Annotated in this window: 21 protein-coding genes; 11 read left to right on the top strand and 10 right to left on the bottom strand. The window is 43.4% G+C overall.

Features of this window, described 5'->3' with window-relative positions; all coding sequences use genetic code 11:
• Window positions 1-85: 85 nt before the first annotated feature.
• Complete coding sequence (locus NEJAP_RS15970; protein ID WP_201348156.1) at window positions 86-412, bottom strand: phasin family protein; 327 nt, start codon at window positions 410-412, stop codon at window positions 86-88.
• Between the two features lie 127 nt (window positions 413-539).
• On the opposite strand from NEJAP_RS15970, the gene gloA reads away from it, so the two are divergent.
• From gloA to NEJAP_RS15990, 4 genes are all read left to right on the top strand, one after another.
• Window positions 540-938: a lactoylglutathione lyase gene (gene gloA / locus NEJAP_RS15975; RefSeq protein ID WP_201348157.1), complete on the top strand. Its 399-nt coding sequence runs from the start codon at window positions 540-542 to the stop codon at window positions 936-938.
• A gap of 221 nt (window positions 939-1,159) precedes the next feature.
• Window positions 1,160-1,969 (top strand): tetratricopeptide repeat protein, encoded by an 810-nt coding sequence (locus NEJAP_RS15980; RefSeq protein WP_201348158.1) that lies wholly within the window; start codon window positions 1,160-1,162, stop codon window positions 1,967-1,969.
• 158 nt (window positions 1,970-2,127) lie between these two features.
• Window positions 2,128-3,375: a YeeE/YedE family protein gene (locus tag NEJAP_RS15985; RefSeq protein ID WP_201348159.1), complete on the top strand. Its 1,248-nt coding sequence runs from the start codon at window positions 2,128-2,130 to the stop codon at window positions 3,373-3,375.
• 23 nt (window positions 3,376-3,398) lie between these two features.
• Complete coding sequence (locus NEJAP_RS15990; RefSeq protein WP_201348160.1) at window positions 3,399-3,854, top strand: RDD family protein; 456 nt, start codon at window positions 3,399-3,401, stop codon at window positions 3,852-3,854.
• Here NEJAP_RS15990 and lptG read toward each other — a convergent pair.
• Together lptG and lptF are read right to left on the bottom strand one after the other, a co-directional pair.
• Window positions 3,851-4,912, bottom strand: coding sequence for an LPS export ABC transporter permease LptG (gene lptG, locus NEJAP_RS15995; RefSeq protein WP_201348161.1), 1,062 nt, complete (start codon window positions 4,910-4,912; stop codon window positions 3,851-3,853). The two genes, NEJAP_RS15990 and lptG, sit on opposite strands and share 4 nt — an antisense overlap.
• Complete coding sequence (gene lptF / locus NEJAP_RS16000) at window positions 4,912-6,027, bottom strand: LPS export ABC transporter permease LptF (protein ID WP_201348162.1); 1,116 nt, start codon at window positions 6,025-6,027, stop codon at window positions 4,912-4,914. Before lptF ends, lptG begins: the two co-directional genes overlap by 1 nt.
• Window positions 6,028-6,161: 134 nt before the next feature.
• Between lptF and NEJAP_RS16005 the strand changes: the two genes are divergently transcribed.
• From NEJAP_RS16005 to NEJAP_RS16020, 4 genes are all read left to right on the top strand, one after another.
• Window positions 6,162-7,670 (top strand): leucyl aminopeptidase, encoded by a 1,509-nt coding sequence (locus tag NEJAP_RS16005; RefSeq protein ID WP_201348163.1) that lies wholly within the window; start codon window positions 6,162-6,164, stop codon window positions 7,668-7,670.
• A complete protein-coding gene (locus tag NEJAP_RS16010) occupies window positions 7,670-8,107 on the top strand; it encodes a DNA polymerase III subunit chi (protein ID WP_201348164.1) in 438 nt (145 codons plus the stop codon). The genes NEJAP_RS16005 and NEJAP_RS16010 overlap by 1 nt, the downstream gene beginning before the upstream one ends.
• A 173-nt stretch (window positions 8,108-8,280) precedes the next feature.
• On the top strand, window positions 8,281-11,151 hold the full coding sequence (locus NEJAP_RS16015) for a valine--tRNA ligase (protein WP_201348165.1): 2,871 nt from the start codon (window positions 8,281-8,283) through the stop codon (window positions 11,149-11,151).
• A 430-nt stretch (window positions 11,152-11,581) separates the two neighbouring features.
• The gene (locus tag NEJAP_RS16020) at window positions 11,582-13,300 is read left to right on the top strand and encodes a sensor domain-containing diguanylate cyclase (protein ID WP_201348166.1); all 1,719 of its coding nucleotides are present in this window, start codon (window positions 11,582-11,584) and stop codon (window positions 13,298-13,300) included.
• Here the strand turns inward: NEJAP_RS16020 and NEJAP_RS16025 are convergent.
• Both NEJAP_RS16025 and NEJAP_RS16030 read right to left on the bottom strand, forming a co-directional pair.
• Window positions 13,284-14,024: a sulfite exporter TauE/SafE family protein gene (locus NEJAP_RS16025; protein WP_201348167.1), complete on the bottom strand. Its 741-nt coding sequence runs from the start codon at window positions 14,022-14,024 to the stop codon at window positions 13,284-13,286. The genes NEJAP_RS16020 and NEJAP_RS16025 overlap by 17 nt on opposite strands.
• A 171-nt stretch (window positions 14,025-14,195) precedes the next feature.
• The gene (locus NEJAP_RS16030; protein WP_201348168.1) at window positions 14,196-14,789 is read right to left on the bottom strand and encodes a TetR/AcrR family transcriptional regulator; all 594 of its coding nucleotides are present in this window, start codon (window positions 14,787-14,789) and stop codon (window positions 14,196-14,198) included.
• A gap of 99 nt (window positions 14,790-14,888) precedes the next feature.
• On the opposite strand from NEJAP_RS16030, the gene NEJAP_RS16035 reads away from it, so the two are divergent.
• A complete protein-coding gene (locus NEJAP_RS16035; RefSeq protein WP_201348169.1) occupies window positions 14,889-15,428 on the top strand; it encodes a carboxymuconolactone decarboxylase family protein in 540 nt (179 codons plus the stop codon).
• A 62-nt stretch (window positions 15,429-15,490) separates the two neighbouring features.
• Here NEJAP_RS16035 and NEJAP_RS16040 read toward each other — a convergent pair whose 3' ends face one another.
• Window positions 15,491-16,453: a GlxA family transcriptional regulator gene (locus NEJAP_RS16040; RefSeq protein WP_201348170.1), complete on the bottom strand. Its 963-nt coding sequence runs from the start codon at window positions 16,451-16,453 to the stop codon at window positions 15,491-15,493.
• 108 nt (window positions 16,454-16,561) lie between these two features.
• On the opposite strand from NEJAP_RS16040, the gene NEJAP_RS16045 reads away from it, so the two are divergent.
• A complete protein-coding gene (locus tag NEJAP_RS16045; RefSeq protein ID WP_201348171.1) occupies window positions 16,562-17,119 on the top strand; it encodes a cysteine hydrolase family protein in 558 nt (185 codons plus the stop codon).
• A 459-nt stretch (window positions 17,120-17,578) separates the two neighbouring features.
• On the opposite strand, the gene NEJAP_RS16050 is transcribed toward NEJAP_RS16045, so the two are convergent.
• Window positions 17,579-18,922, bottom strand: a complete 1,344-nt coding sequence (locus tag NEJAP_RS16050) for a S1 family peptidase (RefSeq protein ID WP_201348172.1) — start codon at window positions 18,920-18,922, stop codon at window positions 17,579-17,581.
• Between the two features lie 89 nt (window positions 18,923-19,011).
• The gene (locus NEJAP_RS16055; protein WP_201348173.1) at window positions 19,012-19,662 is read right to left on the bottom strand and encodes a hypothetical protein; all 651 of its coding nucleotides are present in this window, start codon (window positions 19,660-19,662) and stop codon (window positions 19,012-19,014) included.
• 506 nt (window positions 19,663-20,168) lie between these two features.
• Here NEJAP_RS16055 and NEJAP_RS16060 point away from each other — a divergent pair.
• On the top strand, window positions 20,169-20,867 hold the full coding sequence (locus NEJAP_RS16060) for a hypothetical protein (protein ID WP_201348174.1): 699 nt from the start codon (window positions 20,169-20,171) through the stop codon (window positions 20,865-20,867).
• Window positions 20,868-20,897: 30 nt separating this feature from the next.
• Here NEJAP_RS16060 and NEJAP_RS16065 read toward each other — a convergent pair whose 3' ends face one another.
• Entirely contained in the window at window positions 20,898-21,317 is a 420-nt protein-coding gene (locus tag NEJAP_RS16065) for a GNAT family N-acetyltransferase (RefSeq protein ID WP_201348175.1), read from the bottom strand.
• A 180-nt stretch (window positions 21,318-21,497) separates the two neighbouring features.
• Window positions 21,498-21,632 carry a hypothetical protein gene (locus tag NEJAP_RS19465; protein ID WP_268927814.1) on the bottom strand — a complete coding sequence of 45 codons (135 nt, stop codon included), beginning with the start codon at window positions 21,630-21,632 and terminating at the stop codon, window positions 21,498-21,500.
• Between the last annotated feature and the right edge of the window lie 66 nt (window positions 21,633-21,698).

Consider the following 21,698-nt stretch of genomic DNA (forward strand, 5'->3'; position numbering starts at 1 on the left):
CAGACACCTATTATAAGGGTGATAACCGTTTTATATAGGCATTAAAAAAGCAGCCAAAGCTGCTTTTATCTATAAAACTTAAAAACTATTCAGTAGCAAAAGCGTTAAATGCGTCTTTAGTTATCTTCTCTATCTCATCGCGGGCATCGTGCAGTGACTTTAGGTTTTCATCACTGGCTTCTTTCAATGTATCTTCTAATTCTTGTGCATAAGATTGCTGTAGAACCAATAAGTCATTAGCTGATTTACACTGTTGAAGTTGCTTAGTTTGCGCAAGGGTCGCATTGATACAGGACTTAGTACACTCCATTTGTTGGCGGGTCAGGTCTTCGAGCATACGTGTTTGAATATTGACTAACTCTTTAAAAGGCTCAATAGATTCATTCATTTTTTTTGTCATATCTTGAAACATTGGCTTGTCCTTCCGTAAAGCACATGACATTGATAACTGTGCATAGGATATACTTACATTCTAAAAGGCTTTCAGCAACTTTGTTAGGTCCAATTTCTGAGATTTAGCGGCCACCCGGGAGAGGTTTATGCGCCTGTTACACACCATGTTACGTGTAACTGATTTAAACAAATCAGTCGACTTTTACACAAAGACACTAGAGATGAAACTATTACGCCAACAAGACTATCCACAAGGGCGATTCACATTAGCCTTTCTGGGGTATGGCGATGAGTCTCAGCATACCGCACTTGAACTAACTCATAACTGGGATACCGACCACTACGAATTAGGTAATGCCTATGGTCATATTGCCATTGAAGTAGAGGATGTTTATCAAGCATGTGAAACGATTAAAGTAAAAGGTGGCGAAGTTGTACGCGAAGCTGGGCCAATGAAAAGTAGCACTTCCGGTACTATTTTAGCTTTTGTAAAGGACCCCGATGGCTACATGATTGAACTTCTCAGCCCAAAACGCTTAGACTAAAATCATTAACCTTCTTCAGAAAATTAATCGATATCAAAATTTCAGCGTTTTTTTTGCTGCAGCACAGCATATGATCCGTTAAAATATCCAATATTAGAAACTTCTAATCCATTATCGTTCTTATTCTAAGTGCTAACGGATTAGCAATTTCATATAGCGACCGTGCATCTGTATAATGATGGCACTTTTAATCCCATAAAACCGTTGGGGCATGACCAGATATGAGCAAGAAAATGTTATTGGCCGCTGCAGGCCTTATTTTGGGGCTGCAATCTATGAGTATTATGGCAGCAAGTATATCCGCTGCTAATGAGGCTATTCAAAAACAGGACTATGCGACTGCACTGGATAACCTTAAAGACTTAGCAAAAGAAGGCAATGCTGATGCTACCAATCTCTTAGGCCAGCTCTATGAAAATGGTTGGGGTGTTGACCAAGACATCAAAAAAGCACAATCCCTTTATGACCAAGGCGCCCGACAGGGGAACCTCAATAGCGTTAATAGCCTTAGAAAGCTAAAAAACAAAAAATACAAAGTCGAACTAGATGCACTATTACCAAAAGCAAAAGCAGGTGATGCTTCTGCACAAAACCGTGCTGGAGAGATGTATGAATTTGGTTATGGCGCAGAACGCAATGGTAGTTTAGCTTTTGAGCTATACCAACAGGCAGCTGACCAAGGCTTAGTTGCCGCTCAACATAACGTAGGCCGTAGCTATAATTTTGGTACCGGTGTAGAACAAAACTTTGAAGAAGCCGAGCGCTGGTATCGTATGGCAGCCAAGCAAGGTTATACCAATTCCATGTTTTTCTTAGGCACCTTGTACTCAAACGGTTATGGTCAAGACAATAGCCACCCCGCTGATGTCATCGCTTATGCATGGATGCACAATGCTGCAGCTTTAGGTAATGGTACTGCCTCATCTATTGAAAGCCGCCTTCTAATGAAGCTTCAAGACAATCAGATGGATGAAGCTAAATCACTGGCTTCTGATTACGAAGAAAGCTATGTGAAGCCTTTCAAAAACTAATCAGTTTAATGAAAAACATATAATAGTCTGGCGTACTGTCGTCAGACTATTTTCCTAACGCTTCCTCCTCTCCTCTCGCAGTTATCACTTAACGAAGTCATCAACTGGTGATATATTAGCCAACTTTTTTAGTTCCTGCATTTATCTGGCTTTCAACTATGTCCACCCATATCCGCTATAACACTGACACTAACACTGTTACATCAAAGCTGACTGCACGCTATATTATTCCTCTGACTGCAACGATATTGCTTTTCATTGGTGGTGTTTTTTGGCTTGCTAATATTGAATCATGGCATGAAGCAAACTTATTAATACTAGGCGCAGCTCTTGGTCTTGCGCTCTACCATGCTGCTTTTGGCTTCACGACCGCATGGCGAACCTTTATTACTCATGGGTATGGCAAAGGTCTTAGAGCACAGATGCTGATGCTGGCTGTGGCTGTCTGCTTATTTTTTCCTGCATTAGCATCAGGGGATCTCTTTGGGTCACCGGTTTCAGGCTTTGTCCGTCCGCTAGGGTGGTCTATCGTGGTAGGTGCTTTTATTTTTGGTATAGGTATGCAGCTAGGAAATGGTTGCGCATCGGGTAACCTTTACCATGCAGGAGGCGGGCAATTTCGTGCGATCCCAAGCATGATCGGTTTTACTATCGGCGCACTCTGGGCAACAAAAGACTACGAGTGGTGGACTACGCTTCCTCAGTTAGCACCCTACTCTTTCATCGAAGAGTTTGGTGTCATGCCAGCTCTGATGATTAATTTAACCGTATTTGCATTAATTACGCTAACCACACTGATTATAGAGAAACGTCGACACGGCTATATTGATAAAGATACTCACAATACATCTCTGCCGCTTTCTCAGCAGCTAATTTCAGGCCCTTGGCCGTTTATCTGGGGAGCCGTGGCATTAGCAATACTTAACTTTGTAACTCTTGCCATGATTGGCCGTCCATGGGCAGTCGCTCTTGCGTACCCTTTATGGGGGGCTAAAGCAGCCGAGTGGCTAAATCTCGATCTTGAATTAGATTTTTGGACTTATTGGTTGCAACCAGCACGTGAGTCCGCATTAATGGAGCCGCTGACATCAGATTCTGGCACTTTGATGAACATAGGTATTATCATGGGCGCTTTATTAGCGGCGGCAGTAGCAGGCAAACTCACTATACAGTGGCGTATGCCATGGCAGCACGGGGTTGCAGCTATTATTGGCGGTCTAATGCTAGGATACGGCGCGACCATCGCTTTTGGCTGTAATATCGGAGCTTATTTTAGCGGCATAGCATCAGGCAGCTTACACGGCTGGTTATGGCTCGTTGCCGCTTTTATAGGCACTATAATTGGCACATGGATCCGGCCACTCTTCAAATTGAGCAACCTAACTGCCACCAATACTCACTGTTAAGATTTTTCAAACAAAGGACCACTATGCCAAAAGTTTATGACCAAACTCAAGTTCTACAGACCTCCCTATTACGCAGGCTTGCAGCACTGGTTTATGACGTCCTTATTGTGATTGCTATCTTATTTATAGTGAGCGGAGTAGGTGTCGCCATGAATGACGGTGAGCCTGTATCTGGCCCGCTCTACAAGTCACTTTTATTAGTTGCTATGTTTCTATTTTTTGGGTATTTCTGGACACGTTCAGGCCAAACAATTGGCATGATGGCATGGCGAATTAGAGTACAAACGGCGGAGGGGTACAGCCTGAGCTGGGTCCACTCACTGATCCGCTTCTTTATGGCAGGCGTGTCTATTGCGTGTCTTGGGTTAGGCTATTTATGGATGCTATTTTCAGACCAAAAACTTACCTGGCACGATCAAGTTTCTGGTACACGAGTCGTTCAGTTACCTGCGAAAAAGAAACAGAAAAAAGCCAACTAAGCGGCTTTTCTCAATAAGAACAGTCCGGCAATTAAACAGATAACAATAGGAATAGCGGTTGCCAGTAGCGGTGTAAAGCCTATCACTGTACTGGCGGGCCCCAGCAGATCTTGAGAGAACTTAAAGACTAGGCCAACTATCACTCCGGCAATAATTCGTTGCCCTACAGTAACGCTCCTTAATGGTCCAAAAATAAAAGAGATAGCCACCAGTACCAAAGCAAAAATACCAGCAGGCTGTAAAACTTTACTCCAAAAAGCCAATAAATACTGATTAGAGTCCAGTCCCTGCTCCCCGAGATAGCTTGAATAAGACCATAAACCACTGATTGAAAGATCCATTGGGTCAACCACAATAACCGATAACAAAGTAGGCGTTAAACCAGACTTCCAGCTTTCTTGGTCAGCCTGCTCCGTTTGTGTACGGTCACCCAAAAACAGGGTACTCACCACGTCTTCAAGCAGCCAACCGTCAGTACTATACACACCACTTTTTGCGAAGCTCGATGCCACCATCTGACGTTGATCATTAAATGAATAACGGGTCACCCCGTGTATTTTTCCGCCGGGTTCTACCGCATTAATATGGATAAATTGATTATTCTCACGGTGCCATACACCATGCTTAGAGCGTAGAGCCTGCCCTGCCGACTGCGCTAAAGCACGCGAGCTTTGTGCTTTTTGCTCTGTCACAGGAACAACATACTCTCCCAGAATCAGCGCACATACAGCCAACAACATAGCCGGTTTCATAACCGCTAATACAATCCGCTGTATAGAGATACCTGCTGCACGCATGACTGTTAGCTCGCTATTACTTGCCAGCATTCCTAACCCAACCAAGCAGCCAACTAAGCTTGCCAAAGGCAAAAACTCATATAAACGGCTAGGTATTCTGAGCATTAAATAGCTCAATACATCAACAAAACGGTAGCGATCATTAATTTCACCGGTTTGTTCGACAAACTCAAAAACCAGGTCTAGGCCAACAACAACTAATAAAATAACAAAAACAGCACCGAGCACCTGATAAGCGATATACCGATCTAAACATTTCATCACGCACTACCTCGCTTAGGAATAGACGGCAACACACTGAACAGCCGCTCCCAAACACCGGAGGAAAATATCAAACTTATGGCCAGTAAAAAGAAGCCCGCATGAATCATCCACAATAGACCAACTGAAGCATCCCCATCATCAATCATGCCTTTAGCACTAGTGAGAAGCGTGAGATACAACATATAAAGCAGTATGGATGGAATAAGTTTGGCATAGCGCCCCTGGCGAGGGTTAGTTTTACTCATTGGCACGGCAATTAAAGTAATAATGAGGGCCAAAAGGGGCATAGATAAACGCCAATGCAGCTCAGCTTTAAAGCGCGGCTCTGAACGACCAAGAAGTTCGGTTAGAGTCATTGCTTCAATTTCAGGGCCTCGTAAGTTAGCGCCTGATCTAGGCATCAAGAAGCCATATTCCGCATATTTTATCTCTTGATAGTCCGCTTGCCCTGGCACACCTGAGTAGCGGTACCCATTTCTCAGCACTACAAAGCGCTCACCGGTTCTAGGATCTGTAATTACCTGTTTACCTGACTCTGCCAATACAACTCGTAACTCTCCGGTCTTGCTGTCGCGCTCTGAAACAAAAATAAGATCTAGCTCTTTACCACCCTCTTTTACTCCATTGATATAAGTAGTGCGCCCCCCGCCTTTACCAAGGTTCTGAAACCTACCAGGAGTCAGGCTATCTAGCTCACTCTTTGCACTTTGCTTATCATAAATTATTTCCACCTGTTTCCAGCACAAAGGTGATATATACAAGCTCAATAATGCCACTAGCAAAGCCACGCCAGCAGCAGGCCCTAAAGCAAACGCGGCTAATCGCCGGCCGCTTACACCACTGGAATTAAGAACGACCATTTCGCTTTCTAAATACATTCGTCCGTAGGCTAATAACACCCCCAAAAATAAGCCTAATGGGATAATCAACACCAACATACCCGGGATACGATACATGACTGATTGAAATACAAATTCTGGTGATAGCTTTCCTGCCGCCGCATAAGAGAGGTACTTAACAAAGCGACCGCTGACAATTAACAGCGTAAGTACAGTACTAACAGCCAGCGTACTCATCATTATCTGACGAGACAGGTAGCGAAAAATAATCAAAGTAAACCAACCTAGAAGCTAAAGGGTTTATGTATATCAAAGAAAAATAGTTTATAGTGCCAAACAATTATAGATGTCGGAAACTACACGGCATTATCTATCAAACCAGCTTTAATGTCTTGTTTGGAGCCATCATGGATTTTGAAATTGTAAACGGTGCCGTTGCATCTCTAGAAACTGAATGCCTAGTTATTGGCATAGAAGATGGGGCAACGCTTAGCCCGTCAGCACTCGCATTGGATCAGGCCTCACAAGGCTACATTAGCAACCTTATTAATAGCGGCGATATCAAAGGTAAAACCGCTGAATCATTATTGTTACAGAAAATTAACGGTGTTGCTGCTAAACGTATTTTATTGATTGGCCTAGGTAAAGCAGATAGCCGCCATGACCGTAATTACAAAAAAATCGTCACTACGATTAGCACTGCGATTAAATCGGGTAATTTATCAGAGGCGACCATTGCTCTTGATGGCCTTGCTTCAAAAACAGCCGATACCTACCGCCAAGTCCGCCACCTAACTGAGTGGGTTACTGCCGATCTTTATCAGTACGACCAAACCAAAAGCAAAAAGGCAGATCCTCACCCTATCAAGAAACTCAGTGTCCATTTGCAAGAAGCTGACACTGAAGAAGGCGAAGGTGCTTTGGTTGACGGTACTGCCATTGCCAATGGTATGAATGTCGCCCGTGATCTAGGCAACCTTCCAGGAAATATTTGTACCCCTAGCTACCTAGCAGAGCAAGCCATAGAACTTGCCAACGAATACGACTCTGTCACGTGCGAAATTCTCGATGAAGACGCAATGGAACAGCTCGGCATGGGCTCATTACTATCAGTGGGTCGTGGCAGTGAACAGCCTTCACGCTTAATCGTTATGAAATACAACGGTGGCGAAACAGATGCACAACCACATGTCATTGTTGGTAAGGGCGTAACGTTTGATACTGGCGGCATATCTCTCAAGCCCGGCGCTAAAATGGACGAGATGAAATTCGACATGTGTGGTTCAGCGTCCGTTATGGGCACCATGCACGCTGTCGCTGAAATGGACCTACCGATCAATGTTATTGGGGTTATAGCTGCTGCAGAGAATATGCCCGGCAGTAAAGCGACTAAACCGGGTGATATTGTTACAACACTCTCGGGACAAACCGTTGAAATACTCAACACGGATGCCGAAGGTCGTTTAGTACTCTGTGATGCACTCACCTACGTCGAACGTTTCAACCCTAAAACCGTAGTCGATATTGCAACCTTAACGGGAGCCGTTATCGTCGCCCTGGGTAATAGCGTTTGTGGTCTACTTACCAACGACGAAGAGCTCGCTGGCGAATTAAGCATCGCGGGTGATTACGCGAATGATCGTGCATGGCGCTTACCATTATGGGATGACTATCAAGAACTACTCGATAGCAACTTTGCAGATATCGCCAATATTGGTGGACCCGCCGCTGGAACCATTACAGCTGCCTGCTTCTTGTCTCGTTTTACCAAGTCATATCGCTGGGCACATTTAGATATCGCAGGGACGGCTTGGAACAGTGCAGGAAAAGCCAAAGGCGCTACTGGCCGTTGTGTACCTCTACTCACTCAATACCTGCTTAACCAAGCAGCCGACGAGATGCTAGACGACGAGTAATGCCTCAAGCCGACTTTTACATTCTGCCTAGTGCAGATGAGGACAGCCGCTACCAGTTTCTAGGTAAACTGGCGACCCGTGCGATCAGCGCGGGTCACTGGCTGTACATTCACACAGATTCTGAGCATCTAGCAGAGCGTATCAGCGAGCGTTTGTGGCAATCGTCACCCGAAAGCTTTTTAGCCAACAGCTTACCTACAGAAAAACTGCATGCACCTATTTTGATCGGCTGGCAGCCAGATCACATCCCTAACACACCCGATATGCTGGTCAACCTTTCGACTATTTTCCCGAGTCAAACAGTAGAGTTTAGCCGCATCGCCGAAATTGTTATTCAATCTGATGAGATACTCGCACTCACACGAGGACGCTTTAAAGAATACCAAGGCGCCGGAATCCAGCCCCGCATGCACGATATGCGTAAACGATCCTCCTAAACGCCTTCATTGATACCGTCTCTACAGGTATAATTCTCTGCTTTACTGGCTACACTTGTATCTATTTGCACCGCACGTACTTCTTAAAGAACGTCCGGTATGCCGCCAGTCCTTAACTAAGCAGCCCTAAACACGCAGCCTTACACAAACAGTGCCAAGAGACGCAGACCACGATGGATAAGACCTACCAGCCACACGAGATTGAAAAATCCTGGTACAAAACCTGGGAAGACAACGGTTACTTCGCCCCCGCAGGCGAAGGCGAATCATATAGCATCATGATTCCACCGCCGAATGTTACCGGCAGCCTGCACATGGGCCACGCATTCCAGCACACCATCATGGACGCACTCACTCGCTACCATCGAATGAAAGGTAAAAATACCTTATGGCAAGTAGGTACCGACCACGCCGGTATCGCAACCCAAATGGTAGTAGAGCGTAAACTGGCAGCAGAAGAGCAAAAGACCCGTCACGATTTAGGCCGTGAAGCCTTCATCGAAAAAATCTGGGAATGGAAAGAAGAGTCTGGCGATACTATTACACGCCAAATGCGCCGTCTAGGCGATTCTGTTGACTGGCCAACTGAACGCTTCACTATGGATGCAGGTTTTTACAGTGCCGTACAAGAAGCTTTTATCAGCATGTACGACGATAAACTCATCTATCGTGGTAAGCGCTTGGTCAACTGGGACCCTAAACTACATACGGCTATATCTGATCTTGAAGTAGAGAATCGCGAAGTCCAAGGTAAGATGTGGTACTTACGCTACCCTCTCGCCGATGGCGTTACTACAGCCGAGGGTAAAAACTATTTAGTCGTGGGTACGACACGCCCTGAGACGATGCTTGGTGATACGGCTGTAGCCATAAATCCAGAAGATGAGCGCTTTCAAAGCATCGTTGGTAAGTTTATTGAACTGCCTTTGGTAGGCCGCCGTATTCCTATTATCAGCGATGAGTACGCTGATATGGAGAAAGGTACGGGTTGTGTAAAAATAACACCTGCTCACGATTTTAACGATAACGAAGTCGGTAAACGCTGCAAACTACCGATGATCAATATATTCACACTCAACGGCGACATTCGAGACGAAGCACAAACGTTTACTTCTGATGGGCGTGAAAGCAACGACCTCGATAAAACACTACCCGAAAAATACCGCGGTATGGAACGCTTTGCGGCACGCAAGGCTATTGTTGCAGACTTTGAAGCTCTTGGGTTACTCGTTAAAGTAGAAGAAAACGCCATGACCGTGCCTTACGGTGACCGTGGCGGTGTTGTCATTGAGCCGATGCTAACAGATCAATGGTTTGCTGATGCGAAAACATTAGCAAAACCTGCCATTGAAGCTGTTGAGAATGGCGATATTAAATTTGTCCCTAAACAGTACGAAAATATGTACTTTGCTTGGATGAACGATATTCAGGACTGGTGTATCTCTCGTCAGCTATGGTGGGGCCACCGTATCCCGGCGTTTTATGATAACCAAGGCAATGTTTACGTCGCTAAAGATGCCGACGCAGCACGTGCGAAGTATGGTTTAGATCTTGAGACAGAACTACGCCAAGACGATGATGTTTTGGATACATGGTTTAGCTCAGGCCTATGGACATTCGCCACACTTGGCTGGCCTGAAAACACCGAACGTCTGAAAACATTCCACCCAACGGATGTTCTCGTCACAGGCTTTGATATCATCTTCTTCTGGGTTGCCCGTATGATGATGATGACGATGCACCTGGTCAAAGATGACGATGGAAAACCACAAATACCATTCAAAACCGTTTATGTCACGGGCCTTATTCGTGACGAAAATGGCGACAAAATGTCAAAATCTAAGGGGAACGTCCTTGATCCTCTAGATATGATCGACGGAATAGAACTTAAAGACTTACTGGAAAAGCGCACCGGTAACATGATGCAGCCACAACTGGCTGAGAAGATTGGTAAGCGTACTGAGAAGCAGTTCCCAGAAGGCATCGCCGCACATGGTACTGATGCACTGCGCTTTACACTGGCAGCATTGGCCTCTACTGGCCGTGATATCAACTGGGATGTAAAACGCTTAGAAGGTTACCGCAACTTTTGTAATAAAATCTGGAACGCTGCACGTTACGTACAGATGAATACTGAAGGCGAAGATTGCGGCCAAATTCTAGTTAATGGCAAGACAGGCGATGTAGAGCTGTCTCTGGCTGATCGATGGATCGCTAGCCGCTTGCAGCAAGTGGAAACTGACGTCAGTAAGCACTTTGAAGAGTATCGCTTCGATCTAGCGTCACAAACCCTATATGACTTCATCTGGAACGAGTACTGTGGTTGGTACCTAGAACTATCCAAGCCTGTGCTATGGGACGAAAACGCATCTGCACAAGCCAAGCGTGGTACGCGTCGCACACTAGTACGTGCACTCGAAGTGATCCTACGATTGACTCACCCAATCATGCCGTACATCACCGAAGAGATTTGGCAGTCTATCAAGACTGAAGCAGGTGTTGAAGGAGACACCATCATGCTACAGGGCTTCCCTATTGCCAATGAAGCTAAAATCGATACAGCAGCAGAAACTGATATCGAATGGCTAAAAGGTGTTATTTCAGGGGTACGTAACATCCGTGGTGAGATGGGTATATCTCCTGCTAAAGAGCTAGATATCCTGCTACAAAACGGCAGCGATGAAGATAAAGCACGTTTGGATGCAAACCAAACTTTCCTATCAAAACTCGCCTCTCTTGCTTCTATCACTTGGCTTAAAGAAGGCGATAAAGCACCGATGTCGGCAACGCAGCTAGTTGGAGACATGCAGGTATTGGTGCCAATGGCAGGCTTAATCGATAAAGATGCGGAACTAGGACGTCTCAAAAAAGAGATGGATAAGCTGCAAAAAGAGATTAGCCGTGTAGAAGGTAAACTAGGAAACGAAAAATTCGTCTCCAACGCGCCTGATGCTGTTATCACTAAAGAGAAAGAAAAACTCGATACTGCCAAGTCAGCACAAAGCCAGCTGACAGAACAGTATGGGAAAATCGAAGCGCTTTAAATCGCGCTTCCAGTTTTGCTTAAGTAGAAATAAAAATCCCGACATTCGTCGGGATTTTTACGTGAGAGATTAAAAGTTAGAACCTTACTAATGTGAAAGATAGACTTCTGATAATACTGATCAAACAGCACCCAAGTGAGCTACTTACAAATGCCATCCAAGCTTAGAAATAATGGCCTTGAGGCTATCACAATAAGCGCAAGCTCTCTTACTAACGTTATCTCACCACTCAGCCAGAAACAAAATTCCACCATTAAAAAATGGCCTAATTCTTTCTATCCGAAAAGTTCCCATTTATTCGCATTGATAGCATTCGCTTGAAATGACTTATTTAGATACATAGTTAAAAAATGTCTTAATACAGCAACGATACAAGATATAATAACCCAGATTATATCTATCGCTAGCTCGCATTATTGGAACAAATAAGATGTCTGCAACCAAAACAAGTTTCCGGTCGCTGAAAGCAACACTGATTTTTCCATATGTCTTTCTGATCACTCTTCTTACAATCACCATTGGCCTTCTTTCCTATTGGGCTGGTAGCAATACCGTTTCACGCCTTTCAGAACGCCTTTCTTTAGAAATGGTAGAGCGCATTGGCCAAGCAGTAGATCATCACATGTACGGCTCTAGCGCTGTTTTAGAAGCAGCCTTCCCCGTTGGTTTAGCCGCTTCCGATGATATTAGTACTGAGCTCGATGCAATGCGGACCCGCTTTTGGACAGCCACGACATTACACACCGACCCAAACGACTATGTTTATTATGGCAATATTGCAGGCCAATCTTATGGGCTGAAACGACTAAATAATGAAGAAGCAGAAATTCGTATTAAGACAGACCCTATGGAGCCTCGCCGCTATTTACGTTTAAGTAGTATCAATGGAGAAACAACTCAAGTTTCAACTGAAAGCGGCATTTTTGACCCGCGCACACGCCCATGGTTCAGCTCTAGAGAGAAAAGCACCAACCGACATATTTGGACATCTGTTTATGTGGACTTTTCGACCCAAGACTTAGTCGTGACGCGTGCCCGTCAAGTGCTCTCACCTGAAGACAGCTTTACTGGTGTAGTGGCCACCGATGTTTCATTATTAAAGCTAAACCGCTTTATTTCTGACTTAGAAGTAAGTGAACATGGGTTAGCATTTCTGGTAGAGAGCAATGGTGACCTGCTCGCTGCGTCCAATGTGCCTAATGTGCAAAAAACTAATGACGGGCAGATGACCCGAATGGATGTAAATGACTCAGGTAATGCCATGATCAAATCCACTTACCAAGTACTCATCCCAGAAATAGCTAAAAAAGAGAATCGTTCATCAGTGGGCACCCTTACGTTTACAGATGAGTTTAACGAAAAAATTAATGTGGCTTATAAGCACATTACAGATAATGCCGGATTAGACTGGATCGCAGTGATTGCAGTCCCTAATAGCGATATTCTCACCGGCGTTACACAGCAGGTTTACATGGTATTGATACTAGGCACAGTCGCCGTGGTACTAGCTATGTTACTCGGGCTAATGATTCTGATGAGGTTTACTCGTGATATAACCTCCATGGCTCATGCCGTCATGGAAAGAGGAGAACCTGAGCTATCCAGTATCACATTACAACGGACTGATGAAATTGGTGTATTGGCACGCTCCCTAATGGAAATGCGCCGTGATCTACTCACTGATTCATTAACAAATACTGCTAACCGTGCGGCCCTTGAGTTATTTGTTTCAAAGTTGCTCAAGCCAGATGATCAGTGTCCAGCGCCTTCTTTCGCATTGCTGTTTATTGATTTGGATAATTTTAAGCAACTTAATGACAAACACGGCCATGATAAAGGTGATGAGGCACTAATAGAAGTGGCACAACGCTTTGCAATGCTGATGAGACCACACGACTTATTAGCGCGCATTGGCGGTGATGAGTTTGTTGTTGTTTTAACCGATAATATTAACCTATCTTCAGCAGAAATTATTAAAGACCGCTTTGAAGCATCACTAACTCAACCTCTAAATTGCTTACTCCCTAATAATACTCTGCAGTTAAATGCCTCTGTTGGGGTCGCTATTTACCCAGAGGATGGGCGTAATCTTAAGTCATTAATCAAAGCTGCTGACATGCAGATGTACAAAGCTAAAAGTGACCGATAGCAGCACGTATTAGACCTATCAGTGACAGCAGTATCAGCAAGCAAATAACCCCGGATCTCAAACGTTGCTCGGGAACGATTGTAAATAGTTTCCCTCCAAAATGAACACCCAACGTCATAGGGATTATCATCAAAGCACTCATCATTAGTAACGATTGAGAGAACAACCCGTGACCCGATGCACTGAGTATAAAAACAATATCTGTTCCAAAAAAGAACAACACCAATGTAGCGCGCAAAGACGCCATACTCAAATTCATCGCTGTTAGAAAAGTCGCAACAGGCAGGCCCCCTACTGCCGCCGCACCGTTACAAACACCTGACAGCAAACCAAGAGAAAAAAACGTTACTGGTCCACGTCGGCCACGGTACTGCCAGCCGCGGGCTAACAAGCCGCTTAGTATTAATATCATAAGTGACAGTAATAGGCGTATGCTGTCAGCGGGTAGTATAACGAGTGCATAAACACCTAGCGGCGTGGCCATTGTTGCGCCAATCATGAGATAGATAAGTATCTTACGTTCTGCATCACGCCATGTTGTGATAGCCATATGAATACTAGCTACGATCTCAAGTATTGCCAACATAGGGACGACGATTGCTGGATCAAGAAATAGTGTCGATGAGGCAACCACTAAAGCAGAAAAACCAAATCCAATACAACCACGAACTACCCCAGCAATAGCAATAATTACTGTCAGCAACAGCCATTCTACCGGCGTCATAAAGGCTACTCCAGATCCCAGAAAGTATGTGTCTACTCTTCTGTTTTTATTGTTATTTTTTGATCAGTGTTAACAATATAAGGATGAGGAGGAAGATCCAGCCAAGCTCGAGATATAGAGCCACATTTTGGCCAAGATTAAAGTGAGAAATTTATTAGCGACCGCAACGAGTTAGTGAGGTGCTTTTAACATTTGAAAGGTATTTTCAATCAACTGTTCTACCGCAACAACATCATTACTAGTACGTAAATAAGTACGCAAGCCTATAAGTTGAACCTGTATATATTTAGCCAAGGACTGTGGGTCTGCACTAAGAGAAAGTTCACCCTGAACCTGCGCTTCTTGTAGCACCCTAGCAAAACTTAGCTCTCCTTTTTTCATCAAGCTTTGGCTTTCTTGTAATAGCTCTGGGTTGCTATCAGTTAGCTCCGCCACCGCTTTAACTAGCATGCACATATCGCTGGGTGCAGAGCTACGGTTGCGAACCACTACGCAGTGAATAAATGCCTGCAGCCCAGATAAAGGAGAACCTTGCTGCTGAATTTTTTCCTGCAGTAATGCGTGTGTATTGGTTGAATAGCAACGCAGTGCTTCTTTAAACAAACCGTCTTTGCTGCCAAATGCACTATAAATACTACCCGGGCGAAGATCCACGGCCTGCTGAAGATCACGCGTGGAGGTGCCATTAAAGCCTTTTTCCCAGAAAAGTAGCATCGCTTTTTTTATTACATCATCACGATCGTATTTAGCAACATTAGCCATCATTAGTTCCAACCTGAGCAGTTGTTCAATTTTAACTTGAACAACTGCTCAAAATCAAATAACCTTTAATTATTGAACAGTTGATCAAAATAGGAAATACTCATGAACAACCTGACCGTACACACACGCGAAACCGCTCCAGAACAAAGTAAACCTCTACTAGATAACTCGGTTAAAGCATTTGGCTCTATTCCCAGCCTACACGGTGTTATGGCGGAATCACCTGAAGCGCTGGAAGCCTACCAGTTGCTGCACAAGCTTTTTCAATCAACTTCTTTAAATGCAGAAGAACTTACTGTCGTATGGCAAACGATTAACGTTGAACACGGCTGCCATTATTGTGTACCTGCTCATGCTGCCATTGCAAAAATGATGAAGGTAGATGATGCACTTACTGCTGCGCTGCGTAACTGTGGCCCGATGCCTACTCCTAAGCTACAGGCTTTGCATGACACAACCCTAGCCATCGTTCGCAACCGTGGTTTAATTTCTCAAGCACAAGTACAAAGCTTCTACGATGCGGGTTATACCCAGAAGCAGTTACTAGAAATCGTTCTAGGTTTAGCTCAGAAGATTATGAGCAACTACATTAATCACTTGGCAGATACGCCAATTGATGAGCGCTTTGCTGCTTTTCTATAATCTTTAAAGCATATACAACAACACATAATAAAAACCGGTAATTTCAGCCGGTTTTTTTATGCTCAGTGCGCAAAGCGATGTCTAAACTCACGCGGAGTTAGTCCCATTGTTTTAATAAAGACCTTACGGAACGCACTCACATCTTCATAACCCACTTTTGTAGCGATAAGTTCTACACTGTCGTGACTGCTTTCAATCCGGTCACAGGCTTTTTGTATACGTAATTGCTGTAAGTATTGGCTGGGTTTTAGCTCTGTTGCTTTAACAAAACGTCGTAAAAAAGTACGTTCACCTAAACAACTTAATGCCGCTAAATCACGCATCGAAATATTTTTAGCAAAGTTAACCTGCAAGTGATGCTGCACAGTAAGTACAGCTTGATCACCATGGTTTAACGCTGGCACAAAACTGCGATAATAGCGCTGCTCGCGTGAGCCTGTATCAACAATCAAATACTTCCCTAGTAATCGCATTATGCGCGCTTGGGTAAACTGAGCCACCAGCTCCAGACCCAAATCCAACCACGCCATCAACCCACCGGCTGTCATAAGGTCAGTATCATTTATCAATATTTTATTGCTGTCTAAATGTACCTTGGGATAAGTCTTATTAAAGCGCTCCGTCAAACCCCAATGTGTCGTCGCCGGACGATGATCCAATAACCCACAAGCAGCCAGAATAAAAGCCCCTGCGCATACTGAACAAAGTATCACTCCTTGCGAGCGCTGCTCTAATAACCACGCTTTAAGGTGCTGATCTGGACAAATGTAATACTCGCCCTCCAGACAAGGGGGAAGGATAACAACATGTAATGAGTTACTTTGCTGTTTATCCTTTAAAAATGTCTTATTTGAAAATGTTGCGACCTGTTCAACATTGTATATCTCTATATCAAAAGCAATATTCAGGTTTTGTTGTACACAGATACGGTTTGCCGCAACAAACATCTCCCTAAGACCTTGAACCGCAGATTGCAGTGCACCTGGGTAATCAATAATTCCTATGAAAATCCGACTAATTGTCATTTTTAACCTTTTATATGCCTATTATGACTCCAGTATATCAACCTGCTTTTTAAGACAATAGTCACAACACCTCAAGACAAACCTGACAAAAGAATAGGAAGAGTACTTATGTCCCAAACAGCATTATTATTAATCGACTTTCAAAACGACTATTTTTCAGAGGGAAAATGGCCACTCAGTGGCACTGAAGCAGCAGCAGGGCAAGGCGCAAAACTACTGGCAGCATTTCGTAACCAAGGTTTGCCTATCGTGCATGTTCGCCATGAATTTTTAACAGCTGACGCACCATTTTTTTTACAGGGCTCAGAGGGTGCGAAAATTCATCACTCAGTAACCCCACTAAAAAATGAGGCCATTATTCTCAAGCATAAACCTAATAGCTTTCGTGACACCGAGCTTCAAGAGGTACTTAAAAAACTAAAAGTAGAGAAACTAATTATTGTTGGTGCGATGAGCCATATGTGTATCGATGCAGGCGTTCGTGCTGCCGTAGACTTAGGCTATGAGGTATCGGTGGCACATGATGCTTGTGCTGCACGTGATCTGGAATTTAATGGAACAACGGTACCAGCGACTCATGTACACGCAGCATTTATGGCGGCTCTTAGCCCATCATATGCCAATGTAAGCAGCACAACAGAGCTATTAGAAAACCTCAATATGTAATATCGCAAACACGTACTCATTTAACTAACCTCAATTAAGCAGATGAGTATTAAAAGACATGGTTGGGCAAAAAACTCCAACCATGCATTCATCACGATTAGCAGCCTATTTTTCTTCTGTACGACTTAGGCAATACAAACGCTTATATATAGGATACAACCAATCGTTCTTATTGAGATGATTTGTAAGTTGCCTACAGGTTTCTTTAAACAAGCGTCACATTTGATATTAGTAACTTACAGGCTGGCCTTTCCTTTGACAGGGGGGGCTAAAAACATAATTTATTATTTGATGAAGATACTCACATTTCTTGTGGATAAGTAAGTAGGTTTCAGCTTAACATCTCACTTAAAGCCCCGTATCAATGGGCCTCAAACCATGCCTGTTTTTTGATCAATTAATATCAGGCTCTTAATTTAGAGCCTGTTTAGGATACTACCCCCTCCCTCCATCTAATAATTACTGCATTTGATGTTGAGGAAAACTAGCAAACTGCACACCTAAAACCATTTGTGCCCATAATTTTCTTGATGCAGCAACTTGTTCACATTCATTATGAAAACCGCCTTGGCTGCACCACATTTCAAGCTGAACCATTTCAGGGCTGTTATCATGATTAACAGCCGCAACCGCAAGTAAAGTTGAGCCGTTGGTTGCCAACGTTTCGAAGTAGTATTTATCTGTTTGCCACATCATGCCATTAAAAACATTGCGATAAATAGCTTTGCGATTTACCGTTACCCCAAACTGAGATATTGGAGTTAAATAACTCCAATATGGATCCGGAAATACTTGCGAATAGTGATCTAACTCCGTCAATGTATTTTCAAATTCGATAGAATAATATTGTGCTTCATTTAAGTTCTGAACGCGCCAAATATCAAATACCATTTCCATACGCTCATCGCCAAATTCAATAATCGTCAGTTCATCCTCTTCACTGATTTCGGCTCCCATAGGAACAACGATCATCGCCCCTGAGTCCATATCCTGATAAATATCATAGTTAAAGGCATACGGGTTAAATCCATTAAATAACGTAGCAAGCTGATTAAGGCCTAATTTATCATCCGCGGTTTCAGCTAGCTGCTGAAAAGAACGGCTTCGTAACTTAGTTAAACGAATATCCCCCACCAGCTGCGTCTGCCCTACATTGGCGTCCAAATCAGCAGCGAACAGCTCAGTAATACCTGAAGCATTAGGTACTTTTCTATCTGTTGACTGAGCCAGCAGTTGTAATTCACTCGCAGGTATTCCCCAACTTATACCTATGGCGCCACTCTCTAAGCCTCCATCAACAATACCCACCACTTGGCCTTTATTATCAACAATAGGGCCACCTGATAGCCCAGGCACCAAATTACCTTCTAGATTTAATATTTTTAGCGTGATGCTTGGGTACTCGCCTATCTTTTGTAATACTTTGGAGGGCAAGATGGATCGCAGCTGGTCTCCCCCAAAGCGTACCTTAACTTCAGTGCTACTATATCCCGCAATATTGAGAGGAAACCCCACTGCATCAAGGGACTGTTTAATTTTTAAGGGAGATAAACCAACCTTTAATACTGGCCTATTTAGTGGGTTATCAAGACGCAACATAACCAAATCAGATTTTTTCAACACTCGCTCAACAGTCGCCGCAGAAGAGGCAACAATCTGCCCATTCGCGTTAACATAGTTCGCTGTAATATTCTGCTGCCCATCGACCACATGCAAAGAAGTCACAACAAACTGAGTATCTTGCCAAATAAATCCGGTAGCAGATGATGTTCCTGTTTCTATCTTAACAACCGATTGACTCACTCGCTCTAGTACCTGTCGAGCTGGCTGTGCCATAGCGTCAGATGAACATATTAATATAAAGAAAAACACATAGCCCCTAAGAAAGTGAGCTATGCAGGTACACATATACCAGCCAGTGTGGATTTCATAATAGCCATCCTTGTATCGTCATCACTTACATGCTGATTAATTGCTACCGCCATCGCTGAAAGTTCGTTTAACTCTAATGAGTGATAAAAGCTCATCAAGGCAGCAAAGCTTTCAAAACGGTCAACGGCAATCTTTGCACATAACGTAGAATCAGTTGCGAACAGTACTGTTTTCTCCAACGATTGCATTGTGGCTGAACCTTCACCTTCCTGTGCAGTACTGTTATTACCAAATCTTGTGATAACCAATAAGTCTCTCGCTTCTTTTGGGCTAAAGCCAATTTGAGTCAACTCATTAAACTGAATTTCAAGAGTCGGCTCTACTGGCGAAAGCACATTATGCGTTCGCATATAAATACCAACGACAATACCCAGTACACAGGCAAGTCCGAAGGAGCCCGTACGTATACCCGCTAATTTAAGTTGAGAGCTTGTTAAAACCTGAGAAGCTGAATCATCATCTGTTGCGGGAGTTTTTAAGCCAATTAAAGATGCTAGTAGTGCTGTAATGGAACCAACGACCAAGCCAACAACAGGCGAGCTAGACAAGCCCAATAGAATACCTATCAAAGAACCAATGCCAACGCTCGAGAAAATTTGCGATGCTATCATCGTAACGACCTCCCTTCGTGTGTAGCTTCTTTAATATTGCACCTTGTTTGTTTTTTGTACAAGTGCTCAAAAAAAGCATTCAACAAATAACGTACAAAACTAGGTCTCAATAACTAATGAGGCCTTACTAAAAATCCGATAAATAGCACTGAACCTAGAGAGTCCCTCGCTCATTAAAATGCACACACTTTCTGTGGATAAGCATGTCAGTTTCAATTGCACATCTATCCTAAAGCCCATTATTTAGGGGCCTGAAACAACAGAGTGTTTTTTAATCAAAAAAATCCAGCCTGCATGCTCAACTCTATATATTCACACCACCGCCTTCACTTTTACTGCAAGCTAGGGAGCCTATTACTCTATATAGATCAGGCTTTTACTTGTTTCCAGCCTATATAACTTGCTACATTCTGATCATAACGAAAGTTAAGAATACAAACGCATGTAACATAAAGCTGCTAGAAATAAATTATGGTGTGCATCGACATACAGCAACGGAGGATACAATGGCTTTTAAAAAACGCTTTTGGATAACCCTATCATCACTCATCATTCTGCCTGCTATTGTCATCATTATGGGTATCTACCAATTCAATTACAGCAACGCAGATATTTATATCGAGTTAGCCGATGGTGAAATAGTGCAGTACGATAAGTTGATGCGCGAAGCGGAAACCAAGGGTTATTCAAAAGTAATGCTGTCATTGTTCAGCATCCGTACCTTAGAAGACTTTACAATATTTCTTCCAGAGCAAAATAGTACGCCAATTTCTGTAGCATTAAGGGAGATAAAAAAACAGGAGATGCAACGCTGGGCTACAGGCCAATATTCTATCGGCGAAGAGTACGGTAGCATTTCTCTTAATTTCGATACGATCAGAACGATTAATGCAGAGACTAAGGACAAGCAGATAATTTTCGCGGCCCCCTTTAGCGTTTCCAACCAAGGGTCTGGAGTATTTTTTTATTTGGGGCTATTTTTACAAGATACTCAAAAAAATACGATCAAGCACATCGATAGTACTTTCATTGGCGATAGGATAAAAATCATCAGTATTGAACCTAATAACCAAGGCCGATTCATTGCTATTAATTACACGGAGCGCGCTACAGACAGCGAAACCAAACAAGCAACAGCGTTGCCGCTTACTGTTGAGTTTTCTCTAAATACTGAGCCTGTAAGTTTTTCACCTAAGCCTAAATAACAGCTCTTCAAATAAGCATTATTTGTATAACTATGCCTGTTGAAGCATTAGTAGAACTTGTGCGTTTTTTCGGTTATAGCGCTCTAATGTTGACTTTAATACAGCAGGCGCCGACTTCACTTTCTTGAAGCCATATCTGGAATAGAATGTTTCGAGGTGAAGATAGGGAAAACAATAACAATCATCGAGTTCACCTTTACATTGTAAGTGATGTAATAGCTGATGCCCCAAACCGCGGCTGCGTAGCTCTCTTTCAATCCAAACACCACGTAATACCCTACAACCCGCTTGCTGACAAAAGCGTGCGGCTCCCACGACTTTACCCGGTTGAGCCATGACCCAAACCCTATCAGTCTCTTTTAATTTACCTTTGTATTGATTCCGCTTATAGAACTTAGAAAGCGCTATTTTTTGCGCTGGACACAGCAGTTGTATTTGATAATCTTCCATTTTCCCTCTAATAACCCATATCGATCACAAGAAGAAAAGTGAATTTTCACTATGATACATTTCACATCTAGCCTAGTTAATATACGTACATTATACCTAGTGCCTTAATAAGAAGAGCTAAAAAGGTGTAAAGATAAAATAAAAAAACCCGCAAAGGCGGGTTTTTTTAGAAGACTCAAACTATTTTCCAGATTGGTCATCGTTCATCAGATGACGAATTTTGATGAAACCCCATACCATTGCACCTGCCATTGCAGCTACACCCACTAAGCTGGGTATAAGAGTTTCCATAACATAGGGATCAATACCAAACATAACCATCACCTCATAGAGAATGCTTTATCATTAATGATAGGTTACACGGCTACACATTAGAAAAAA

This window comes from Neptunomonas japonica JAMM 1380 (genome assembly GCF_016592555.1).
Taxonomy (GTDB): domain Bacteria; phylum Pseudomonadota; class Gammaproteobacteria; order Pseudomonadales; family Balneatricaceae; genus Neptunomonas; species Neptunomonas japonica_A.

Excerpts from the sequence above, each read along its gene's own strand:
- NEJAP_RS16005 (WP_201348163.1), top strand. The coding sequence starts at position 6,162 with ATGGATTTTGAAATTGTAAACGGTGCCGTTGCATCTCTAGAAACTGAA.
- NEJAP_RS16035 (WP_201348169.1), top strand. The coding sequence starts at position 14,889 with ATGAACAACCTGACCGTACACACACGCGAAACCGCTCCAGAACAAAGT.
- NEJAP_RS15985 (WP_201348159.1), top strand. The coding sequence starts at position 2,128 with ATGTCCACCCATATCCGCTATAACACTGACACTAACACTGTTACATCA.
- NEJAP_RS16060 (WP_201348174.1), top strand. The coding sequence starts at position 20,169 with ATGGCTTTTAAAAAACGCTTTTGGATAACCCTATCATCACTCATCATT.
- NEJAP_RS16040 (WP_201348170.1), bottom strand. The coding sequence starts at position 16,453 with ATGACAATTAGTCGGATTTTCATAGGAATTATTGATTACCCAGGTGCA.
- NEJAP_RS15980 (WP_201348158.1), top strand. The coding sequence starts at position 1,160 with ATGAGCAAGAAAATGTTATTGGCCGCTGCAGGCCTTATTTTGGGGCTG.
- NEJAP_RS16055 (WP_201348173.1), bottom strand. The coding sequence starts at position 19,662 with ATGATAGCATCGCAAATTTTCTCGAGCGTTGGCATTGGTTCTTTGATA.
- NEJAP_RS19465 (WP_268927814.1), bottom strand. The coding sequence starts at position 21,632 with ATGTTTGGTATTGATCCCTATGTTATGGAAACTCTTATACCCAGCTTA.
- NEJAP_RS16015 (WP_201348165.1), top strand. The coding sequence starts at position 8,281 with ATGGATAAGACCTACCAGCCACACGAGATTGAAAAATCCTGGTACAAA.
- NEJAP_RS16030 (WP_201348168.1), bottom strand. The coding sequence starts at position 14,789 with ATGATGGCTAATGTTGCTAAATACGATCGTGATGATGTAATAAAAAAA.
- gloA (WP_201348157.1), top strand. The coding sequence starts at position 540 with ATGCGCCTGTTACACACCATGTTACGTGTAACTGATTTAAACAAATCA.
- NEJAP_RS16045 (WP_201348171.1), top strand. The coding sequence starts at position 16,562 with ATGTCCCAAACAGCATTATTATTAATCGACTTTCAAAACGACTATTTT.
- NEJAP_RS16025 (WP_201348167.1), bottom strand. The coding sequence starts at position 14,024 with ATGACGCCGGTAGAATGGCTGTTGCTGACAGTAATTATTGCTATTGCT.
- NEJAP_RS16010 (WP_201348164.1), top strand. The coding sequence starts at position 7,670 with ATGCCTCAAGCCGACTTTTACATTCTGCCTAGTGCAGATGAGGACAGC.
- lptG (WP_201348161.1), bottom strand. The coding sequence starts at position 4,912 with ATGAAATGTTTAGATCGGTATATCGCTTATCAGGTGCTCGGTGCTGTT.
- NEJAP_RS15990 (WP_201348160.1), top strand. The coding sequence starts at position 3,399 with ATGCCAAAAGTTTATGACCAAACTCAAGTTCTACAGACCTCCCTATTA.
- NEJAP_RS15970 (WP_201348156.1), bottom strand. The coding sequence starts at position 412 with ATGTTTCAAGATATGACAAAAAAAATGAATGAATCTATTGAGCCTTTT.
- NEJAP_RS16065 (WP_201348175.1), bottom strand. The coding sequence starts at position 21,317 with ATGGAAGATTATCAAATACAACTGCTGTGTCCAGCGCAAAAAATAGCG.
- NEJAP_RS16020 (WP_201348166.1), top strand. The coding sequence starts at position 11,582 with ATGTCTGCAACCAAAACAAGTTTCCGGTCGCTGAAAGCAACACTGATT.